This is a genomic window from Shimia sp. R9_3 (assembly GCF_017743755.1).
Taxonomy (GTDB): Bacteria; Pseudomonadota; Alphaproteobacteria; order Rhodobacterales; family Rhodobacteraceae; genus Shimia.
This window is the reverse complement of the sequence record NZ_JAGHRP010000022.1, coordinates 1-18,570: the sequence shown is the minus strand read 5'-3', so window position 1 is coordinate 18,570 and position 18,570 is coordinate 1. Positions and strand designations below refer to the sequence as shown.

Here is an 18,570-nt window from a genome sequence, read left to right as displayed (position 1 = left end):
AGGCCCAAACGGCGTATCCAATGACACTCTTCGGAAACCGAAAGCCTTTGATCCGCGACAAATCTTCGATGTTCAACATGGAAACGAAATATCCGGACGTTGCGACGTCAGCAACCTGACAAAGCCAGAAGCAGTCATCGGTGCCGCTACAGCTAGTTGGCTCTTTGTCCCAACCTAAAATGTTCAGCCAGCAAGCAGCGAAATCGAAGCCTTGGCATCCAAGGCTTGGTGTGAACCCGAAAGTCTGTCCCTCAATGTCTTAGGTTATTGCAACTCTACAGGGACAAGAAGTCTTTGCGCGCAGCCTAGATAACAAGAATTTGCCCAACCAGCGGTCGGAGACACAACATAAGGGATGCCTCGAAATCTGCAGACAAAAACGCAACATCTTCAGGGACTTCAATGGAAGCACACGTGTGTCGGTCTCGATTTTGAGGTATACAGAGAGAGCGCAAACGAGACAGATATGAGTCTTAGACGTGTTCCGAACGAACTGGAATGACGGCGCTTTCACACCAATAATGCACCCTAAACCGCCGCTGCTTTACCAACGCGATTACGTCCGATAAGTTTGCATTATCGGACATATATGCGATAGGCTTGGAAACATGAGCGAAACTCCCGAAAACCAGCCCCCAGATCGTCGCTTGTTGGCAAGAAGCCGCGAAATACGCTGCCTCTCGCTACGTGCGAACGCGCATTTCCCGAAGGACTTTTGAGATGGGCCAAGAGAACGACGGACACGAGAAATCGACCTCAGCGCCCCATAACGCGTCAAACGGAGACGAACTCCACGAGAGAGATCACCCGGAAAGCAATCCGATTGCCCTGCCCGCTCATGTCGCAGGTTCCGGCACCCTTGACCGGCTGGTGGACACCGCGCGCGACCATGCCAAGGCTGCGACGGCCGAGAACACCAACAAGGCCTATGCCGCCGACTGGAAACATTTCACCCGCTGGTGCAGGCTCAAGGGAGCCGACCCCCTGCCCCCGTCCCCCGAAATGATCGGGCTTTACCTTGCCGATCTGGCGTCATCGGAAGGCCCCTCCCCTTCGCAGTCGGCGTCCCGACCCCTGTCGGTTTCGACCATCGAGCGGCGTCTCTCCGGTCTAGCCTGGAACTATATGCAGCGTGGCTTCGCTCTTGATCGCAGGAACCGCCACATCGCGACCGTACTGGCCGGGATTAAGCGCATGCAGGCTCGCCCGCCGGTCCAGAAGGAAGCGATCCTGCCCGAGGATATCCTGGCAATGGTGGCCACCCTGCCTTTCGACCTGCGCGGGCTACGGGACCGGGCGATCCTGCTGCTGGGCTATGCCGGCGGATTGCGGCGGTCCGAGATCGTCAGTCTGGATGTCGGCAAGGATGATACGCCAGATTCTGGTGACTGGATCGAGATTCTCGAAAATGGCGCGGTGCTGACGCTGAATGCCAAGACGGGCTGGCGCGAGGTCGAGATCGGACGAGGATCCAGCGAGCAGACCTGCCCGGTGCATGCGCTGGAGCAATGGCTGCGCTACGCGAAGATCGATTTCGGGCCAGTCTTCGTGCGAACCTCCCGCGACGGGAAACGTGCGCTGGAGGCCCGGCTCAACGACAAACATGTCGCGCGTCTCATCAAAACCACCGTGCTGAAAAGTGGCATCCGCTCAGAACTTCCTGAGAAAGACCGTCTCGCTCTCTTCTCGGGCCACAGCCTGCGCGCCGGGCTCGCCAGCTCCGCCGAAGTTGACGAACGCTACGTCCAGAAGCAGCTCGGCCATGCCTCCGCCGAGATGACCCGCCGATATCAGCGCCGGCGCGACCGATTCCGCGTGAACCTGACAAAAGCCGCAGGCCTTTGAAGTCCGCTCAATGCCATTGATCCGTGAAACGCTAAGCAAAAATTTCCGCGTTTGGCTTACAGCTTACCGCTTCAATTGAAGTCGGTAATTAAATGCGACACAGGCCGCCCTCGATGGCGCCCCCTCCCCGCCGCTATGCGTTTGTAGCTGCACCGCTCTGGCGTGCAGGCACAGAAATATTATGATGATGTAGATGTCGCTGAAAATCCGGCGGCGGACTTGCTTGGATTTTGACTTCGAAGGTGCATCTGAAACTAGAATTTGAAGGAATCACGCCTCTCATCTGGGTATGATCCTATCATCATTCGAGGCATTCTTCCGTTACGAGTGCGAAAATTCCGAAAACCCGCTTCTTGCCGCCACACTACTGACTCACTTCTTGCTGTGGATAAGTTGTGCATAACTTATTGCTAATAATACAAGCACTTGCAGGGGTATGGATAACAAGTTTTTTAGTCATCCACACCGTATCTAGTGGTGAGAAACATATTTCTGCACTAGCAAACAGTATAGATTTTTCTTGAGATTAGCCAAAAGACCGGCCATAGCTGTAACGCGAAAGACAAGAAAAAATCCGTTTCTGCGTTTCCAGCCATCACAAAGGCGGCTAGGCAGAAGCAAGAGAGGCATAATGGACGGGCAAAACATGGGACACCCTGTGCTGCATGACAAGCTTAAGGCAGACGCTGATCGCCTTTCCGAGGCGCTTCACAACATGTCGAAGCTTTTTCTTGCCCCCAAGGAAGAAAAGAGCCTGCGTCGCTTCTCCACTGCAGAAGTCGCCGAATTGCTTCGCGTAAGTGACGGATATTTGAGAAAAGCACACTTTGACGGTCGCATACCTGACGTCGAACAGGGACCCGGAAACAAACGCTCCTACTCAGCTGAAGAGATTCTTGAAATTCGACGCATCCTTTCAGAGAATGCGAAAGATCCTCATCAATTTCTTCCGGGAAGACGTCCTGGAGACAAGCTCCAAATCTGGTCAACGGTCAACTTCAAAGGCGGCTCAAGTAAGACCACGACCACGGTAACACTTGGAATGCGACTTGCCTTGCGAGGATATCGGGTTTGCTTGGTTGATGCCGATCCACAGGCTTCACTTACCACTTTCTTTGGCTACCAACCCGAACTTGATTTTAAGGACGGTGGCACTCTGTACGATGCCATCCGTTACAATGATGGTGACCAATCACGCAAACCAATCCTAGACGTTCTTCAAAAAACATATTTTCCGAATCTGGATCTGGTTCCTGGCGGCATCATGCTTTCCGAATTCGAAACGGAAACGCCAACAGCTCTGAGCCGGGGCGAACAACCCGTTTTCTTCAACCGTATTCGTGACTCTCTACGTCAGGTTGAAGACGACTATGACATTGTGCTGATAGACTGCCCGCCCCAGCTTGGTTACCTCACGATGTCAGCTGTTTGCGCATCTACTTCGCTCCTCATGACGATCATTCCAGAACGCGTTGACTTAGCATCGGCAAGTCAATTTCTGACAATGGCATCTGGAATCCTAGAGGTGCTCCACTCCAATGGTGGCATAGGCGCTTATGACAATTTTGCTTATCTTTTGACGCGCTTTGATACCGCTATCAGCGCCCAGCAAGACCTTTCAGAATGGATTCGGCAACTGCTGGGCGAAAGCGTAATCGGGACACCGTTCGTAAAATCGTCGGCAGTAAGTGAAGCAGGCTTATCGCAAAAGACCATCTTCGAAGTGGACCTTGCTGGTAGCAAAAATCGCAGAACCTATGATCGTGCCTTGGAGTCTGTCATTGGCTTCTCAAATGACATCGAAGAAATGATCCAAACCGCGTGGGAACGAGGAGGACAAGATGAAGCGTGAACTTCTCGCCAAGAGCCTCTCTCAGATGAGCTCTAACGGGGCAGAGGCTGGAGAAAACACGTCCGCGACAGCGCCTCGTTCACTTAAAAACATGTCTGATGTACTCTCTCAAGTGTCAGCCCAGGCTGCCCAAGAGATTGATGTTTCAGAGATCGCGGATTCGACAATAGCGGATCGTTTCGATGTTTCAGAAGGGCTTGAGGATCTGATAGAGTCTATCCGAACATCAGGTCAACAACTCCCTGCCCTGTTGCGGTATCGGCGCGGACCTGGACCACGGTACGAAGTCGTATATGGGCGACGCAGAATAGCAGCGTGCCGCGCGCTTGGCTTCAAGGTCAAAGCTTACATCAAAGAGATGGATGAGCGCGAAGCGCTGGTGTCCCAAGCTCTGGAAAACTCGGCAAGGCTTGAGAGAAGCTTTATCGAGCAAGCTATTTTTGCGGTACGTCTCGAAGAACAAGGTTTCGAAAGATCTGAGATTTGCGAAGTTCTGGCCGTCGACAAAGGAACGTTGAGCAAGCTTATTGGCGTCGCTCGCGATGTTCCCGACCCAGTTATTTTCAAGATCGGAGCAGCTCACGACGCTGGCAGACGTCCCTGGTTGGAACTGAGGCGCCTACTAAAACTCGATCACGCTCCAAGGACCAAGGACGTCTTGAAACTCGTCCCCGACGACGGCAATCCCGCCGAAAAACTCACTAGTCTTATTTCGACGCTTCAGAGAGCAGACACAGCCAAGACCGCACGCTTCAACGCATCAGCTCAAAGCTCTAACAGCAAAATCGACGGCACCAACGTTACATTCAAGGCGACGAACACGCGCCTATTTGTCGAAGCGAAAAAGACAGATGAACGCGATTTCATCACTTACCTAGAGGGCCGCCTCAGCGAGCTCTACCTAGAATGGGTGAAGAAAGACCCTGATGTTGACCGGAAAAAATAACTATAAACCTTTGATTTTAAAAGGTTGTCCACGGCCAACTTCAAGATAAGAGGCTGAAACGAGCAAGCAAGGAGGCAGACAAACACACAAAAAGAAACCCCCCGAAGGCGGTGAAGCACTCCAGAGGGTCCCAATTTACTTAGCACCTAATTGGTAGCCCGAAAATCGAATCACTGCAACACCGTTTCCGGTGAACGGTATTTTTTTGTCGTCTGAAAATTGATGGAATATCTGAAATCTGCGGCATGTCATGTCGTGGCACAGGAACACTGTGCGAAAAACCCGACTCATTTTTCGGGGATGGGTTCGATTGAACTGCAACCGCACTTCCCCCCGATCCTCAGGCGAGACCTGATGGCCGCGGTTAACACCGTTGCAAAAGACTATGGCTTGAAGCCTACATCGGTAGTCGTTCTGGATGCGCTGTTAAGCTGTCTCCCCTGCCGTCAGGCACGATCAAATGTCGACGCAGCTATCACCCCTCAAACACTTCTAACCGTTTATGCAGCAAATGAAACGTTGTGCTTCCGGTCAAGGAACATCACTGACCGCCAGCTTCGCAGGCACTTTGAACGCCTTGAAGAGGTCGGCTTGGTAAAAAGGCGCGATAGCGCCAACGGAAAACGCTTTCCGATCAAACGCGCTGGCAAGGTCATTGGCGCGTTCGGAATCGATCTCTCACCACTCCTTGCGCGCTCTCAGGAAATTCTTCATCATGCCAAGAGAAAGCGAGATGAAGCAGAAGAGCTCAAAGGACTCAAAGCATGTGTTCAAAACCTTCGAGCACAGTGTCTGTCCTTTGACCTCGATGATGAAACCATCACTTATGTCAACAGTACCCGCACCATTCTCCGTCGTGTGGGCACAACGATTTCCCACGCAAAGAGCATTATCTCCAAGCTTAAGAACATCATCGCACGCCTAAGCACTAAATCCACTCAGCTAACATCAAAAGGTTCCACAAGTTCAGAACTTCCCGAGACCGCTCGAGTGTCCGCCACAGCCGGTCAAAATGTCCGGCACAAAGAAACTCATAAATCAGAATCAAAAAAAGAAAGCACCGATCCGAACAACTGGCCTTCCCTAGAGACAATCTCTACGTTCTATCCAAACCCACCAGGATCAGAACATGAGTATCTTCAAATCATCTATGAATTCGGGCGCATCCTAGGAATTAACGACAACGCGTTAGTGACTGCTGTTAAACAACTTGGTATATGGAACACGCTTAAAGCACAGGACTATATGTCTATGAAAATGGCACAGATCCGGAACCCATCTCACTACCTTCTGAAGCTGGTTAGTACTCATCCGATTACGAAAGTTGGCCATGGCCAACTTCTTTCAACATAGCCAAAGAAAGTGACCATCGAGACGACTTTAACCCGACATGCAAAGCGACCAAAGCAACGGACCTTCTGAAAACAATGAGATCTCATTCAATGAAAATCTCTGCTTCGAAACAGCTTCTTCGCTTGCTCCCGCGGATGTCTGGCCGTGGATTGCGTCGATGGAGTATGACCTTGAGTGCATTGTGCAGAATTCACTTCGACTGGTCGTCCCAAAGTCGACAGCAACGCCGAAAGATCCTCAATCTTTTCTGCGATCACAGCCTTGCGAAACCTCTCATACACCTTCCGCCAGACAACAACATTCGAAACTCCCGTTTCATCTTCCAGCGTCAGGAACACCACGCCGGACGCCGTTCCTGGTCTCTGGCGCGTTATCACAAGCCCGCTCACCGAAACCCGGCCCTTTGCATGACGCAAACCCTCATGTGGCAGGCAATCACCTAGCTTTGGCCGCAGCAATTCCAACGGATGGGCGCGCAATGACAGTCGCAGCGCGAGATAATCTTCGATCACTTCCTGCCCGAGGGTCATAGTTGGCAGAGGTGTTTCTGGCTCAACGATGCCTTCCCCGTCAGCTCCGAACAGAGGTAGTGGTTTGGGGGCTTGCAGTGCCCTCGCCTGCCAAATCGCCTCGCGCCTGGACAGGTTTACTGGCGCAAAGGCATCCGCATCCGCCAGTCGTTCCAATGCGTCAGTCCGCAGCCCTGCCCGGCGCCAGAGACTTTCGACATCGGGATAGCCATTGCCGCGTGCCGCCACGATCCAATCCGCATCCTCAGATCGCATGCCTTTGATTTGTCGAAACCCTAATCGCAGCGCCAATGCGCCAACCGCGCGTGGTTCCAGCGTGCAATCCCATTCAGAGTCGTTGATCGACATCGGCCGGATTTCCACACCATGCTCTCGGGCATCACGCACCAGCTGCGCAGGTGCATAAAATCCCATTGGCTGGCTGTTGAGCAGCGCACAGGTGAACACGGCCGGATGGTGGCATTTCAGCCAGGCAGAGATGTAGACCAGACGTGCAAAGCTCGCCGCATGGCTCTCGGGAAACCCATAGCTGCCAAAACCCTCAATCTGTGCAAAGCATCGTTCCGCAAAGCTGGCCTCATAACCACGCGATAGCATTCCAGAGATGAACCGCTCCCGAAACGCGCCAATTGTTCCCATGCGTTTGAACGTGGCCAGGGATCGCTTGAGTCGATCCGCTTCCGCCGCAGAAAACCCGGCCGCCACCACGGCGATTTGCATGGCCTGCTCCTGAAACAACGGCACACCATAGGTTCGGCCAAGAACCTCCATCATCGCAGGGCCCAGATCTTCGATGGGTTCCTTGCCTTGTCGCCGTCGAATAAAGGGATGCACCATGCCGCCCTGGATTGGGCCGGGGCGGATGATGGCGACCTCGCAGACAAGATCATAGAATGTGCGGGGCCGCATACGCGGCAGGAAGTTCAGCTGTGCCCGGCTTTCCACCTGGAAAACCCCTACAGCATCCGCGCGACAAAGCATGTCATAGACGGTTGGATCTTCGGGCGGGACATTGGCCAGCGTCAGGTTCAGGCTTCTGTGATCGGCAAGCAGCCCAAAGGCTTTGCGAATGCAGGTCAGCATGTCAAGCGCCAGAACATCGACCTTCAGGAGACCGAGGGCGTCGATATCATCCTTGTCCCATTCGATGATGGTGCGGTCGTCCATCGCCGCATTTTCAATCGGGCAGAGTTCATCAAGACGCCCATGTGTGATGACAAAACCGCCAACATGCTGGCTCAGGTGTCGAGGGAAACCGATAATCTCGCCAATGAGCTTTGTCGCCAGCGCGACGCGATCATCCGAAGGGTTGATGCCGGCGTCGCGCAAACGATCTTCTCCCTGCGTGCTGGCGGACCAGCCCCAGATCTGTCCGGCCAGCCGTCCGATGACATCCTGACTCAGCCCCATGACCTTACCCACTTCGCGAATGGCCGCACGAGAACGGAAATGGATCACAGTTGCCGTAAGACCCGCGCGGTGGCGACCATATTGGTCATAGATCCACTGGATCACCTCTTCCCGGCGCTCATGCTTGAAATCCACATCGATGTCTGGCGGTTCGCCGCGTTCCTTGGAAATAAACCGCTCGAAAATCAGTGTGATGCTTTCCGGCGGAACCTCGGTAACACCCAGCAGGTAGCACACAACCGAGTTGGCCGCGGACCCGCGCCCCTGGCAGAGGATGCCTTTGGAGCGCGCAAAGGCGACGATGTCATGGACCGTCAGGAAATAGGGCGCATAGCCCATCTCAGCGATGAGGGTCAGTTCCTTTTCCACACGGCTGACGATCTTTGCCGGAGGCCCATCCGGATACCGCCACCACAAGCCTTCCCGCGACAGGCGCGCGAGGCGGTCCTGGGCGGGTTCACCATCCCGGGCCTCATCCGGGTATTGGTATCGCAAATCATCCAGTCGAAAGGCGCAGCGGTCGGCGATCTCAAGCGTGCGGCGGATCGCGGCTGGATAGCGATGAAACATCTGGGCCATATCGGAACCGGATTTAAGACGATGCTCGCCATGGGTCAGCCGGTTTTCCCCAATCGTATCGATTGTACATCCGAGGCGCAGGCAGGTCAGAACATCTGCCAAGGGGTGGCGCGCAGCACGGTGCATCAGCACATTACCAAGGGCGACCATGGCCAAGCCGAAGTTCTGACCGAGCTCTGCGAGCTGATTGAGGCGGATGGGATCGCGCCCGTCATAATACGGCGCAGCGCCGAGGAAGCATTGTCCGGGGAATGCCTTTGCAACGCGGCGTAGTATGCCGACATCACTGCCTTGCTTCTGGTCCACGGGATCACGGGGCAGGGCGATCAGCACCATTCCGTGCCCCCAGTTCAGCAAGTCCCTGAGCTCGAGATTACATTCCCCCTTCGCGGATCGCCGCTTTCCCTCCGAGAGAAGGCGCGTCAGACGGGACTGTTGCATTAATCGGCGACATTGGAGACATTCGGAGTTTTGAGGTTGCCGATGCCACGTAGATCGCCATTTAAACACCACCGCTTCCCGTGCGATATCATTCTATGTGCTGTTCGCTGGTATCTGAGATTTCCGCTGTCCTACCAAGATGTCGTCGATTTGCTGGCGGAGCGCGGCACTGAAGTTGATCGGTCGACCGTATTTCGATGGGTTCAGAAGTTCGGCCCAGAGTTGACTAAACGCACTGAAAAGCACCTTCTCCGCGCCAGCGTCGATTGGCACGTAGACGAAACCTACATCCGCGTCGGTGGAAAGTGGCGCTATCTCTGGCGTGCTGTCGACGCCAATGGCCAGATGGTCGATTTCCGCCTCACAGCCCGACGGGATGCGAAAGCCGCCAAAGCCTTTCTGAACAAAGCGATTGAGCCCGTCCGATTGCACCGGCCGGTAACCATCGTGACTGACAAGGCCCCAGCCTATCGGCGCGTCATTCGCCAAATCAATCACCGTTATGATCCACACTTCGACAGCATTCGGCACATCGATCGAAAATGGCGAAACAATCTGATTGAGAGTGACCATGCGGCTCTGAAACGGCTTCTCGGTTACCGCCAAAGCTTTCGATCCTTGCGATCAGCCAAGGCTACTCTAAACGGCATCGAAACAATACGAACCATCAAACGCGGTCACGTCCATAACAAACAACCAGGTGTCCCAGCGGAGATTAAGTTCATCGCGCGACTGTTTGAGGCCGCTTGATCCTGAGGCATTCGACCGCGCCAATCCGGTCTTAGCAGATTAATGCAACAGTCCCTCCGACAAACCTGGATCGCGATCCGCCGACAAACGGTCTTGCACCGGAAACCCAAGCCGCCTTCTTTCGGCGCGCATTGGTTGAGGGGATCGAGGAGCATGCCTTCGCCGAGCGGCTCGATCAGATGAGTAGTGCAAGAATGACCTAAGCATATGCGGATTAGCAGCCGCCCCCCTAAGCCGTCGCTCGCTGCGCGCATGGCCAAGGTCCGCTCTGGGCTCTCTCGTTGAATCCGCCGCGCTCTGTTTGAACGGCTGCAAAGGCAGGGCAGGGGGCCTTCGCTCTGGTCAACCGACGAGCTGATAACCACGTTTCTGCTTGGCACGAAAAAGCTCGGCCATTGCATTGGCAGCTTGTCCAGCGTCGGCAAACAGCTCGATCCGGTGCCGCCCCTGGGTGCCGATCCGGCCCCATTCGCGTAAGAGCGACACACCGCCGAATAGGTCGGGCATCAGGCGTAGCCGATAGAACCGATACATATTGGCCTCTGGGGCCACGCGCTCGATGCGGATGTCTTCGGGAAACATCTCAAGCTGCCGCATTGGTCGTCTCCCGCATGACACGGCTCACAGTGGAACGATGGACACCAAACAATCGCGCGGCTTCGGCCTCGGTGCGCTTGCCAGATCGCACCAGGTCGCGGATTTCTTGGCGCTGATCGTCGGATAGCTTCGGCTTGCGACCGGGGTGGCGGCCTTTCTTGCGGGCGCGCTCCAAACCAGCGCGGGTGCGCTCGCGGATCATTTCGCGCTCAAACTCAGCGAATACGCCCACCATTTGCATCATCATGCGACCGGCAGGGGTAGTCGTGTCGATGGCCTCGGTCAGTGACCGGAAACCAGCTCCGGCGGCGTCAATCTTTTCCATGAGGGACAGAAGGTCTTTCAGCGACCGTGAGAGACGATCCAGCTTCCACACGATAACCACATCGCCTTCGCGAAGCTGGTCCAGCATCCGGTGCAGTTCTGGTCGATCCCACCGGCCACCTGACGCGCGTTCCTCAAACACACGGCCACAATCAGCCTTGCGCAGCGCGTCGAGCTCTGCGCCGGTCGCCTGGTCGTCGGTTGATACGCGTGCATAGCCTAAGTTCATGCAATCAGTGTTGCGCTTTCTTGTTGCTCAATCAAGTTAATTCGCAACATATTTTTGCAACAAGCGGAGCAGGGCAGGGTGCGCGTTGCACAAAGGACCGTTTTGGGCGCATGAGTATTGCTCCGGAAGCCCCTTCTTCGGCGCATCGTATTCGCCTTTGATCATCCGGCTGTACGACCGCTTGTCGGTGGGGCGCTGAGGAATTCAATAAACCTACGTGCGAGGCTCTGACGGCGGGAGGTACCGGACCAGACGGCCTGAATCGCCAATTCCGGCAAGGACCACTCGGGCAGCAGGCGTTGTAACCGCCCTGCGCCAAGCTCGTCTGAGATCAGGCTTGTTGGCAGATTTCCAAATCCGACCCCCGCCAGTGTTCCGGCCTTGGCCGCCAGAATGCTCTGTACGCTGAGCTGGCTGACCTCCAGCGTGATCGTCTGCACCTCTGACCCGCGGGACAGCGTAAACACATCGCCCGCGCGGCCCATTGAGACAAAAGGCATCCGCTCAAGGTCTGCGGGTGTAGTCACCGCGCCGTGGCGCAGCAGGAAATCGGGCGTCGCGACCAGAACATGCCGGACTGATCCGATCTTTTTGCGGGTCAGACTCGAGGCCGGTAAATCACCGATGCGAATGGCCAGATCATAGGCCTCTTCGACAATGTCCTTGATATGGTCGGTGTATTCCAGCTTCAGCGCGACATTGGGATAGCGCAGGATGAACTCCATAACGCGGGCTTCCAACTTGGGATCGGGGATGAAGGCGGGCAAGGCGATCCGCAAGGCTCCCGCGATATGGTCCGATCCGGCCTCGATCCGTTTAACGGCCTGCTCGATCCCCTCAAGCCCGCGCTGCGCGGCCTCGAATAGTTGCCGCCCGTTTTCCGACAGCGTCAGCTTTCGCGTGGTTCTGTGGACCAGTGTCTCACCCAGTTCATCCTCCAGCCGCGCGATGTGGTGGCTGATGACCGATGGCGTGACGCCCAACTGTTTCGCGGCTTTGACAAAAGCACCCGTTTGGCCAACGGCGACGAATGCAACAAGACTTTGGGCATAGCGGTACATTCATTCATTATATCGAAGAAATAAATCAGATAAAACGGGCTAATCCGGCAAACAATGTTGTGTCATGTTGGGATCAGCTCAAAATTGGAAATTGCCAGATGACACTTACTTCACACGTTTCGATGTCGACGCCGAAAGCCGATGGCTATATGACGCAGCTTTCCAAACATTTCGCTCATAAAATCAAGGTTGAGCGTACCGGAAATGCCGTGGTGTTTCACTTTTCAGCCGGAACGGTTCAGGCGCTGGCCGAAGGAGATCTGCTGACGCTGAGCGCCCAGGCCAAAACTGCCGAGCACCTGCACGAGGTCGAAAATATCGTGGGCTCACATCTGGAGCGTTTCGCCTTTCGGGAAAATCTGCGCGTGACCTGGCCCGGTGAAACGGGCGTTGAATGAAAGGGAATTCGTCATGAAAATTCTAACCACAACCGCCGCGCTGTTTCTGGCCACCGCTGCATTCGCCCACGAAGCTCCGATCCACGAGCATACGCAGATCGTGCCGATCCCGGCCTATGCGCAACCTTACGGTCCGGCTTCGGGCGCGGCGGCGTTGCAGGCAGCCGAGGCGTTTCTGGCCAGCACCGACGAAGGCACCAAGGCGCAGTTCATGTTCGATCTGGACAGCCCCAACCGGGCCAAATGGTCCAACCTGCCTGCGGGTATCGTGGACCGGACCGGTATCTCGGTCGGGGACCTCTCGGACGAACAGCGCGGGTTGCTGTTCGACTTTCTGGCCGCGTCACTGGGCGAAGAAGGCTATCAAAGCGTGGCCGAAGTGATGGCTGCCGAGGCCTTTCTGAGCACCGACAAACGCGCCGAACGTCTGCAATGGGCACCCGAGAACTATTGGCTGTCCTTCTTCGGCACACCCTCGGCGGATGCGCCCTGGGGTTGGCAGTTTGGCGGGCACCATCTGGCCTTGAACATCTCGATTGATGGCAACCGGGTGGAAACCATGTCGCCCAGCTTTGTAGGAACCGAACCCGCAATATTCACCATCAATGGCGTAGATTATGAGGCAGTCCGCGATATGCACCTGTCAGGCTATGCGGTTTTTACAGCACTGAACGCTGATCAGCAGATGGCGGCCGATGCGGGTACCGTGCCTGAGGATGTGCTGACCGGACCCAGCCAGGACGGCACCATCCCACCCGTCATCGGTCTTTCGGCCACAGAGATGACCGACGATCAAAAGGTCCTGTTGCTTGCTGCGATCAAAGAATGGGTCTCGATCCAGCCGGATGAAAACGCCGCGCCGCGTATGGCCGAATTGACCGAAGGGCTGGACAGTATTTCGTTCGCATGGACCGGAACGGATGAGGTCAACACGCCCACCTATATGCGCATTCAGGGTCCGACACTGATTATCGAGATGCTCTCGACTGGTGGAAATGTCGGCAGCAGCGCCCAAGGGGCGGGACATTACCATACAATGTATCGCAATCCGACCAGAGAATACGGTCAATAACACCCAGACCAGCGGGTGTGATCTGCGGGTCTTTTAGAATCCGGGCGGGATGCGCCCTCATAGGCAAGGTGTCTGAACAATGAAACACGCTTTTTACTACGGAACAGCTTCGGTTCTGGCCTGCGTTCTTGCGACCTCGGCAGCGTTGGCCGATGTGCAGCTTTTGACAAATGGCAAAATTTACACAGGCAATACGGACGCACCCTGGGCCGAGGCCGTCGTGATTGAGGATGGCGTGTTCACCTTTGTCGGCGACACCACTGCCGCACAGAGTTTTGCCGGAGATCAGGCTGCACAGGTTGATCTGAACGGCCTGACCGTCATCCCCGGTCTCTATGAAAGCCATGTGCATCCTCAAGGTGGCGGTGAGGCGATGCTGTATCAATGCACGCTAAGCGGCGATGACGATTTCGACGCGTTTCTGAGTGCCGTGCAGACCTGTGTAGATGCCCTGCCCGAGGATGCCTGGTTGAAAGGTGCGGGCTGGGGGCCGCAACTCATGTCTCCAACCGAACGCACTTTTCCCGAGATGCTGGCCGCCTTTGATGCTGTAACAGAAGGGCATGGCGTGATCCTGAACGATTTCAGCCGACACAATACTTATGCCAATTCAGCCGCAATGCAGGCGGCGGGTGTTACCGCAGACAACACAGCCGAGTTCGGCGATCTGGTTCTGCGCGATACAGAGGGTGGCCTGTCGGGTTTTTTCATCGAAGAGGCCGGACGTGCCGTCGGTGGCGTGGTCCCACGCCCCACGGCCGAGCAGGAAAAGATCGCGCTGCAAACCGCAATTGAAGTGCTGACCGGATATGGCTTTGTGGGTATGCTGGATTCCTACGTGTTCCCCAACAACTCGGCCGCGTATCTGGCGGTGGAGGAAGATACCGGCGTGCCCATGCATGTGGGTCTGGGATTGGGCTGGAACCAGGGCGATGAACCGCTGGAGGCCTATCGACAAGCTTATCTGGAACAACGCGCGCTGACGGCGGATATCCCGCATCTGAACAGCTATTTCTCGAAACTGACGCTGGACGGCACCCCGCCCACCAAAACCGCCGCTTTCCTCGAACACTATCACGGCACCGAGGAATCCGGTGAACTGAACTATTCCGCCGAGGACCTGGCCGAGATCGTCACATGGTTGGATGCCCAGGGCATGTCGGTGCAGATGCACACGGTGGGCGACCGCGCGGTGCGGGCGGCTCTGGACGCGATTGAGGCAGCGCGCAAGGCCAATGGCGACGGCGGGCCGCATCACCAACTGGCCCATGCCTGCCTGATCGACGACGCTGATATCCCGCGCTTTGCCGAACTGGATGTGGTGGCCAATTTCTCACCAATGTTCTGGTACCCCAGCGCGCTGGCTGACGGGATGCTGGACCTGCTGGGCGCAGAGCGGATGAGCGATTATTGCCCCGCCGTAAAGCTGCGCGACACCGGGTCCTTCCCGAACGCCGGGTCCGACTGGCCGGTGGTGCCCGACCTGAACCCCTGGAACGGGATCGAAGCCTTTGTCACCCGCGCCAACCCCTTTGGGGAACGTCCCGGCGAAACGCTGGCCCACGCCGAAGCGGTAACACTGGAACAGGCGCTGGAGCTGTACACCATCAACGGCGCGCGGGTTCTGAGCATCGACGACCGGGCCGGATCCATCGAGGTGGGCAAATCCGCCGATCTGGTGGTGCTGAACCACGACATTTTCACCATTCCCGCCGAGCAGTTGAGCGAAACCCAAGCCGAACAGGTTTATTTCGCCGGAACCGCTCTGCTGGACCGCTAAACGCATAGCGCGCGACATAGCAATGAGAGACCAAGCCATGTCTACCAAACCTCTTTCACGTACTGAAATCAGCCTGCACTGGATCGTTGGGCTGGGCATGATCGCCCTGATTGCGGTGGGCCTTTATATGACCCGGGCCGAGGGCGCCCGGTGGCTCTATCCGCTGCACAAGTCCTTTGGGGTTGTGATCCTTGGGTTCATTCTGTGGCGCGCGGTTCTGCGCCTGCGCAAAGGCTGGCCTGCGGATGTCAGCACCGGTGCCAAATGGGAACATGGGCTGGCGCGGGTGATGCACTGGGTGCTGATCCTTGGCACGATTGCTATGCCGATCTCGGGCATGCTGGATTCCTACATGGGCGGGCGCGGCCTGACTGTGTTCGGGTTCGACCTGATTGCGGCCAATATCGGTGATACCGGACGGCCCGTGGCGATCAACAAGGCGCTGGGGGATTTTGCTGAAAACGTCCATATCCTGGCAGGCAAGGTTCTGATCGCCGCCATCCTGTTGCACGTTGTGGGTACCCTGAAACACCACGTTATCGACAAGGACAACACCCTACGCCGTATGGTTGGGCACAGTTAAACATCACCGAGGCTGAGACCCACCTGCAACTTTGAAAACTGCAAATGAGCCGGATTTGACCGGCTTATTATTAGGCCTGAACCGCCACGAACTGGTGTTGTCAGGTTAACTGTCGTTCGGTTGCTGGTGTTTGGATTTGGGCATAGGTGACATCGATGAATTCATCATCGATCAGCTACAAGCGTCACCGATTTCCTCCTCAAATCATCGCCCATGCAGTGTGGTTGTACGCCCGTTTCAATCTAAGCCTACGCGAAGTTGAAGAGATGCTGCTGCAGCGTGGGATCGACGTGTCTTACGAGACTGTCCGGCGCTGGGTCATCCAGTTTGGGCCACAGGTCGTTCGCAAATTGCGACAGCGACAGGATCGCCCCGGCGAAATCTGGTATCTCGATGAGGTTGTCGTGAGAATTTCTGGCCGCAAGTATTGGCTGTGGCGCGCGGTCGATCAGCACGGCGTCGTTCGGGACGAAATCATCCAACCGAAGCGCAACAAACGAGCCGCCAAACGGCTGTGGCGCAGCCTGACAAAGCGTCTTGGGGATCATCACAGACAAGCTGCGCCCACATGGTGCCGCCAAAAGGGAGATCACGCCCGGCCCGGATCACTGGTTGCGCAAGGGCCTCAACAACCGGGCTGATAACAGTCATCTCCCATACTGAGAGCGAGAACGAACAACGCAAGGCTACCGGACTGTCGGCGGGTTGCAAAGGTTTGTGGCCACCCATCCAGCCGTTCGCAATAGTTTCAGTGTCCCCGCATGCCGTCGCTCAGCACCAACACCGCCTCGAGGCATTTGACGCCTGGAATACTGCCACAAAGGCCGCTTGAAATCCGCAAGCCAGGATCCCTATCTGGATCACGGGTTAACGTGACAATACCCTTCTCTCGCCGCTTGGATGGGCACATATCCTGCTCGCAAGCGAATACAGGTAAGAAAATCGATGAGATCTCGCCTTAAGGTGTCATTCTGAACTAAGCCGGAACAGACCCCAAACTGCACGAGTTTAAGAAGAGTCTGCAATCAAAAATAGTTCACAACAGCGCCGAACAAAGGCCTCATGGCTGAACACGAACTCTTCAAAGTCACCATATACCGCGATATGAATGAAAGGGAGCTTGAGCTCTGACTAAAAACCATGATCCCAGATCAATCCAAAAGTGCACACTGAGCCAAACACTCTCTTGCCTCAAATCACCATTGGTTTCAACCAGTCTCACGAAGGACGGAAACTAATTTAGATGAGATAATCAGCCGATTTCTGTAACAAAAAGTTGAATTCATAAATGTTAATCAGTGTTGGATGTTTTCAACCCCAACAAATTCAGCCGATTTTAGAAACACTTTAAAGGAGAGGCGGAGTGAATGTATGCATATTGTATGAGATCTGGACACATCAGTTTGTCTGATGAACCGCAGGTCGAAGGAAAATTGCGCCTCGTAGAGGGGAGCGAAGAAGAACTGGTTGCCATGCTCAATTTCCACGCGCTTATTTCAATTGATGGCGAATGGTTGGTGCCGGGTGTACCTGAAGCAAAAACGGCAAACCAAGCGCTGGATGCAGTGTCCAAATTTAAGGCGCGCTTGCGGGCGACAGGTAAGCTTCCGGTGTAACCACCCTGCCGGATACGCGAGAATGTTGTATGCTCGACCCAATTAGGTGCGGTGTGTTTATATCAGCTATATCCCCACACGAGGTGGGTTCCTTAATTGATCAGCCCTACCTGAGTGGTCCGGTTTGATTGTTAGTGCATGACCGGCCTCGGGTCCATCGGGACGAGTGTTTCCGGGGCCGGGGGGCGGTAGCCCAGGGCACTATGTGGTCGTTTCATGTTGTAGTGTTTCCTCCATTTTTCAATGAGTATTTGGGCTTCGCGCAGGCTGTAGAAGATCTCGCCAGTGAGGAACTCGTCCCTGAAGTGTGCATTGAAGCTTTTACAGTATCCGTTGTTCTAGGGGCTGCCCGGTTTGATGTAGGCTGTTTTTTGCGCCAACAGCCTTGATCCAATCCTGCACGGCCCGAGCGATGAACTCTGTTCCATAACACTTTCGGAATGACGTTGATTTTGAGGCTATGATTGCCTACGCAGCCCCTAAATAGCACAGCAGGTGATCATAGCCGGGTCTCAGGTCCCTAAACTGGTTTTGCAACAAACCACACCGCAAGGGAAACCGATTATGACCGATGCCACTATTGCACATGCCGATCCTGTTTTGGTTGCAATTGATATCGCAAAAGCCCGCCATGAAGTTTTGATCGCTGTTCAAGGTTAAAAGCGGCGGCGCCGTCTGACTGTGTTGAACCAGCTCGACGACTTCGACCGATTAATCTTCACGCTCTCGGATTATGACCGCCCTGTCCGGGGGGTCTTTAAGCCACGGGTAACTATCGCCACGCTCTGGCTTATCGGCTTGGTGTTGCCGGTTTCGACGTAAAGCTGGTGTCTTCGGTCGCACTAGCCCGCACCCGGGAAGCCTTGAACAACAGTTGGGACAAGCATGACCCAAAGGATGCGCAAGTCATTTTGCACATGATGCAGATCGGGAATGCGCAATTCAATCACGATCCGATGCTGTGCGGGACCAATGACCTTCAGGAGCTGTCCAGGACACATGACATCATCTCGCGCTCAAAAACCGAGTTGTGGCATCGCGTGCTGACCCATTACCTGCCACTGTACTGGCCCGAGGGGCTTTGTCAGGTTGCTGACGTCGCAACGTCCGGATATTTCGTTTCCATGTTGAACATCGAAGATTTGTCGCGGATCAAAGGCTTTCGGTTTCCGAAGAGTGTCATTGGATACGCCGTTTGGGCCTA

General features: G+C 55.3%; 13 protein-coding genes and 5 pseudogenes. 13 read left to right on the top strand and 5 right to left on the bottom strand.

All coding sequences use genetic code 11. The features are described 5' to 3' along the window. The first annotated feature begins 720 nt into the window (after positions 1–720). The 4 genes from J7412_RS21505 (at position 721) to J7412_RS21490 (ending at position 5,996) form a co-directional block, all read left to right on the top strand. Entirely contained in the window at positions 721–1,845 is a 1,125-nt protein-coding gene (locus J7412_RS21505) for a tyrosine-type recombinase/integrase (protein WP_209081825.1), read from the top strand. Positions 1,846–2,476: 631 nt separating this feature from the next. After that, positions 2,477–3,697: a plasmid partitioning protein RepA gene (gene repA, locus J7412_RS21500; protein ID WP_209081824.1), complete on the top strand. Its 1,221-nt coding sequence runs from the start codon at positions 2,477–2,479 to the stop codon at positions 3,695–3,697. Continuing rightward, a complete protein-coding gene (repB, locus tag J7412_RS21495; protein WP_209081822.1) occupies positions 3,687–4,643 on the top strand; it encodes a plasmid partitioning protein RepB in 957 nt (318 codons plus the stop codon). Before repA ends, repB begins: the two co-directional genes overlap by 11 nt. Positions 4,644–4,865: 222 nt before the next feature. Further along, positions 4,866–5,996 (top strand): helix-turn-helix domain-containing protein, encoded by a 1,131-nt coding sequence (locus J7412_RS21490; RefSeq protein WP_209081820.1) that lies wholly within the window; start codon positions 4,866–4,868, stop codon positions 5,994–5,996. A gap of 86 nt (positions 5,997–6,082) precedes the next feature. On the opposite strand, the pseudogene J7412_RS21485 reads toward J7412_RS21490, so the two are convergent. After that, positions 6,083–8,950: pseudogene (locus J7412_RS21485) on the bottom strand (error-prone DNA polymerase); the annotation flags it as partial. Between the two features lie 48 nt (positions 8,951–8,998). Between J7412_RS21485 and J7412_RS21480 the strand changes: the two are divergent. Next, complete coding sequence (locus tag J7412_RS21480; RefSeq protein ID WP_209081818.1) at positions 8,999–9,706, top strand: IS6 family transposase; 708 nt, start codon at positions 8,999–9,001, stop codon at positions 9,704–9,706. Positions 9,707–9,762: 56 nt separating this feature from the next. Next, positions 9,763–9,909, top strand: a pseudogene (locus tag J7412_RS21970) (phytanoyl-CoA dioxygenase); the annotation flags it as partial. 139 nt (positions 9,910–10,048) lie between these two features. On the opposite strand, the gene J7412_RS21475 reads toward J7412_RS21970, so the two are convergent. The 3 genes from J7412_RS21475 to J7412_RS21465 form a co-directional block, all read right to left on the bottom strand. Further along, positions 10,049–10,303: a WGR domain-containing protein gene (locus tag J7412_RS21475; RefSeq protein WP_209081816.1), complete on the bottom strand. Its 255-nt coding sequence runs from the start codon at positions 10,301–10,303 to the stop codon at positions 10,049–10,051. Next, the gene (locus J7412_RS21470) at positions 10,290–10,856 is read right to left on the bottom strand and encodes a recombinase family protein (RefSeq protein ID WP_209081814.1); all 567 of its coding nucleotides are present in this window, start codon (positions 10,854–10,856) and stop codon (positions 10,290–10,292) included. The genes J7412_RS21475 and J7412_RS21470 overlap by 14 nt, the downstream gene beginning before the upstream one ends. Before the next feature lie 161 nt (positions 10,857–11,017). Next, complete coding sequence (locus J7412_RS21465) at positions 11,018–11,917, bottom strand: LysR family transcriptional regulator (protein ID WP_209081812.1); 900 nt, start codon at positions 11,915–11,917, stop codon at positions 11,018–11,020. Here J7412_RS21465 and J7412_RS21460 point away from each other — a divergent pair. The 6 genes and pseudogenes from J7412_RS21460 to J7412_RS21435 all read left to right on the top strand — a co-directional run bounded on the left by J7412_RS21460 (position 11,887) and on the right by J7412_RS21435 (position 17,366). Next, positions 11,887–12,315 (top strand): DUF2218 domain-containing protein, encoded by a 429-nt coding sequence (locus J7412_RS21460; RefSeq protein ID WP_209081811.1) that lies wholly within the window; start codon positions 11,887–11,889, stop codon positions 12,313–12,315. The genes J7412_RS21465 and J7412_RS21460 overlap by 31 nt on opposite strands. Positions 12,316–12,328: 13 nt before the next feature. Next, positions 12,329–13,387 carry a DUF3500 domain-containing protein gene (locus J7412_RS21455; RefSeq protein WP_209081810.1) on the top strand — a complete coding sequence of 353 codons (1,059 nt, stop codon included), beginning with the start codon at positions 12,329–12,331 and terminating at the stop codon, positions 13,385–13,387. A 79-nt stretch (positions 13,388–13,466) separates the two neighbouring features. Then, entirely contained in the window at positions 13,467–15,167 is a 1,701-nt protein-coding gene (locus J7412_RS21450; RefSeq protein ID WP_209081807.1) for an amidohydrolase, read from the top strand. A 37-nt stretch (positions 15,168–15,204) separates the two neighbouring features. Next, positions 15,205–15,750, top strand: a complete 546-nt coding sequence (locus tag J7412_RS21445) for a cytochrome b (protein WP_209081805.1) — start codon at positions 15,205–15,207, stop codon at positions 15,748–15,750. 155 nt (positions 15,751–15,905) lie between these two features. Then, positions 15,906–16,582 (top strand): annotated as a pseudogene (locus tag J7412_RS21440) (IS6 family transposase). A 571-nt stretch (positions 16,583–17,153) separates the two neighbouring features. Then, positions 17,154–17,366 carry a hypothetical protein gene (locus J7412_RS21435; protein WP_209081803.1) on the top strand — a complete coding sequence of 71 codons (213 nt, stop codon included), beginning with the start codon at positions 17,154–17,156 and terminating at the stop codon, positions 17,364–17,366. Positions 17,367–17,497: 131 nt separating this feature from the next. Here J7412_RS21435 and J7412_RS21430 read toward each other — a convergent pair. Continuing rightward, positions 17,498–17,792: pseudogene (locus J7412_RS21430) on the bottom strand (transposase); the annotation flags it as partial. Between the two features lie 138 nt (positions 17,793–17,930). Between J7412_RS21430 and J7412_RS21425 the strand changes: the two are divergent. Further along, positions 17,931–18,442: pseudogene (locus tag J7412_RS21425) on the top strand (transposase); the annotation flags it as partial. Positions 18,443–18,570: the final 128 nt, after the last annotated feature.

What these genes read in the sequence shown, in the direction of transcription:
- J7412_RS21450 (WP_209081807.1), top strand. Translation starts at nt 13,467, where the DNA reads ATGAAACACGCTTTTTACTACGGAACAGCTTCGGTTCTGGCCTGCGTT.
- J7412_RS21505 (WP_209081825.1), top strand. Translation starts at nt 721, where the DNA reads ATGGGCCAAGAGAACGACGGACACGAGAAATCGACCTCAGCGCCCCAT.
- J7412_RS21480 (WP_209081818.1), top strand. Translation starts at nt 8,999, where the DNA reads ATGCCACGTAGATCGCCATTTAAACACCACCGCTTCCCGTGCGATATC.
- J7412_RS21445 (WP_209081805.1), top strand. Translation starts at nt 15,205, where the DNA reads ATGTCTACCAAACCTCTTTCACGTACTGAAATCAGCCTGCACTGGATC.
- J7412_RS21490 (WP_209081820.1), top strand. Translation starts at nt 4,866, where the DNA reads ATGGAATATCTGAAATCTGCGGCATGTCATGTCGTGGCACAGGAACAC.
- J7412_RS21455 (WP_209081810.1), top strand. Translation starts at nt 12,329, where the DNA reads ATGAAAATTCTAACCACAACCGCCGCGCTGTTTCTGGCCACCGCTGCA.
- repB (WP_209081822.1), top strand. Translation starts at nt 3,687, where the DNA reads ATGAAGCGTGAACTTCTCGCCAAGAGCCTCTCTCAGATGAGCTCTAAC.
- J7412_RS21460 (WP_209081811.1), top strand. Translation starts at nt 11,887, where the DNA reads ATGCAACAAGACTTTGGGCATAGCGGTACATTCATTCATTATATCGAA.
- J7412_RS21470 (WP_209081814.1), bottom strand. Translation starts at nt 10,856, where the DNA reads ATGAACTTAGGCTATGCACGCGTATCAACCGACGACCAGGCGACCGGC.
- repA (WP_209081824.1), top strand. Translation starts at nt 2,477, where the DNA reads ATGGACGGGCAAAACATGGGACACCCTGTGCTGCATGACAAGCTTAAG.
- J7412_RS21465 (WP_209081812.1), bottom strand. Translation starts at nt 11,917, where the DNA reads ATGTACCGCTATGCCCAAAGTCTTGTTGCATTCGTCGCCGTTGGCCAA.
- J7412_RS21475 (WP_209081816.1), bottom strand. Translation starts at nt 10,303, where the DNA reads ATGCGGCAGCTTGAGATGTTTCCCGAAGACATCCGCATCGAGCGCGTG.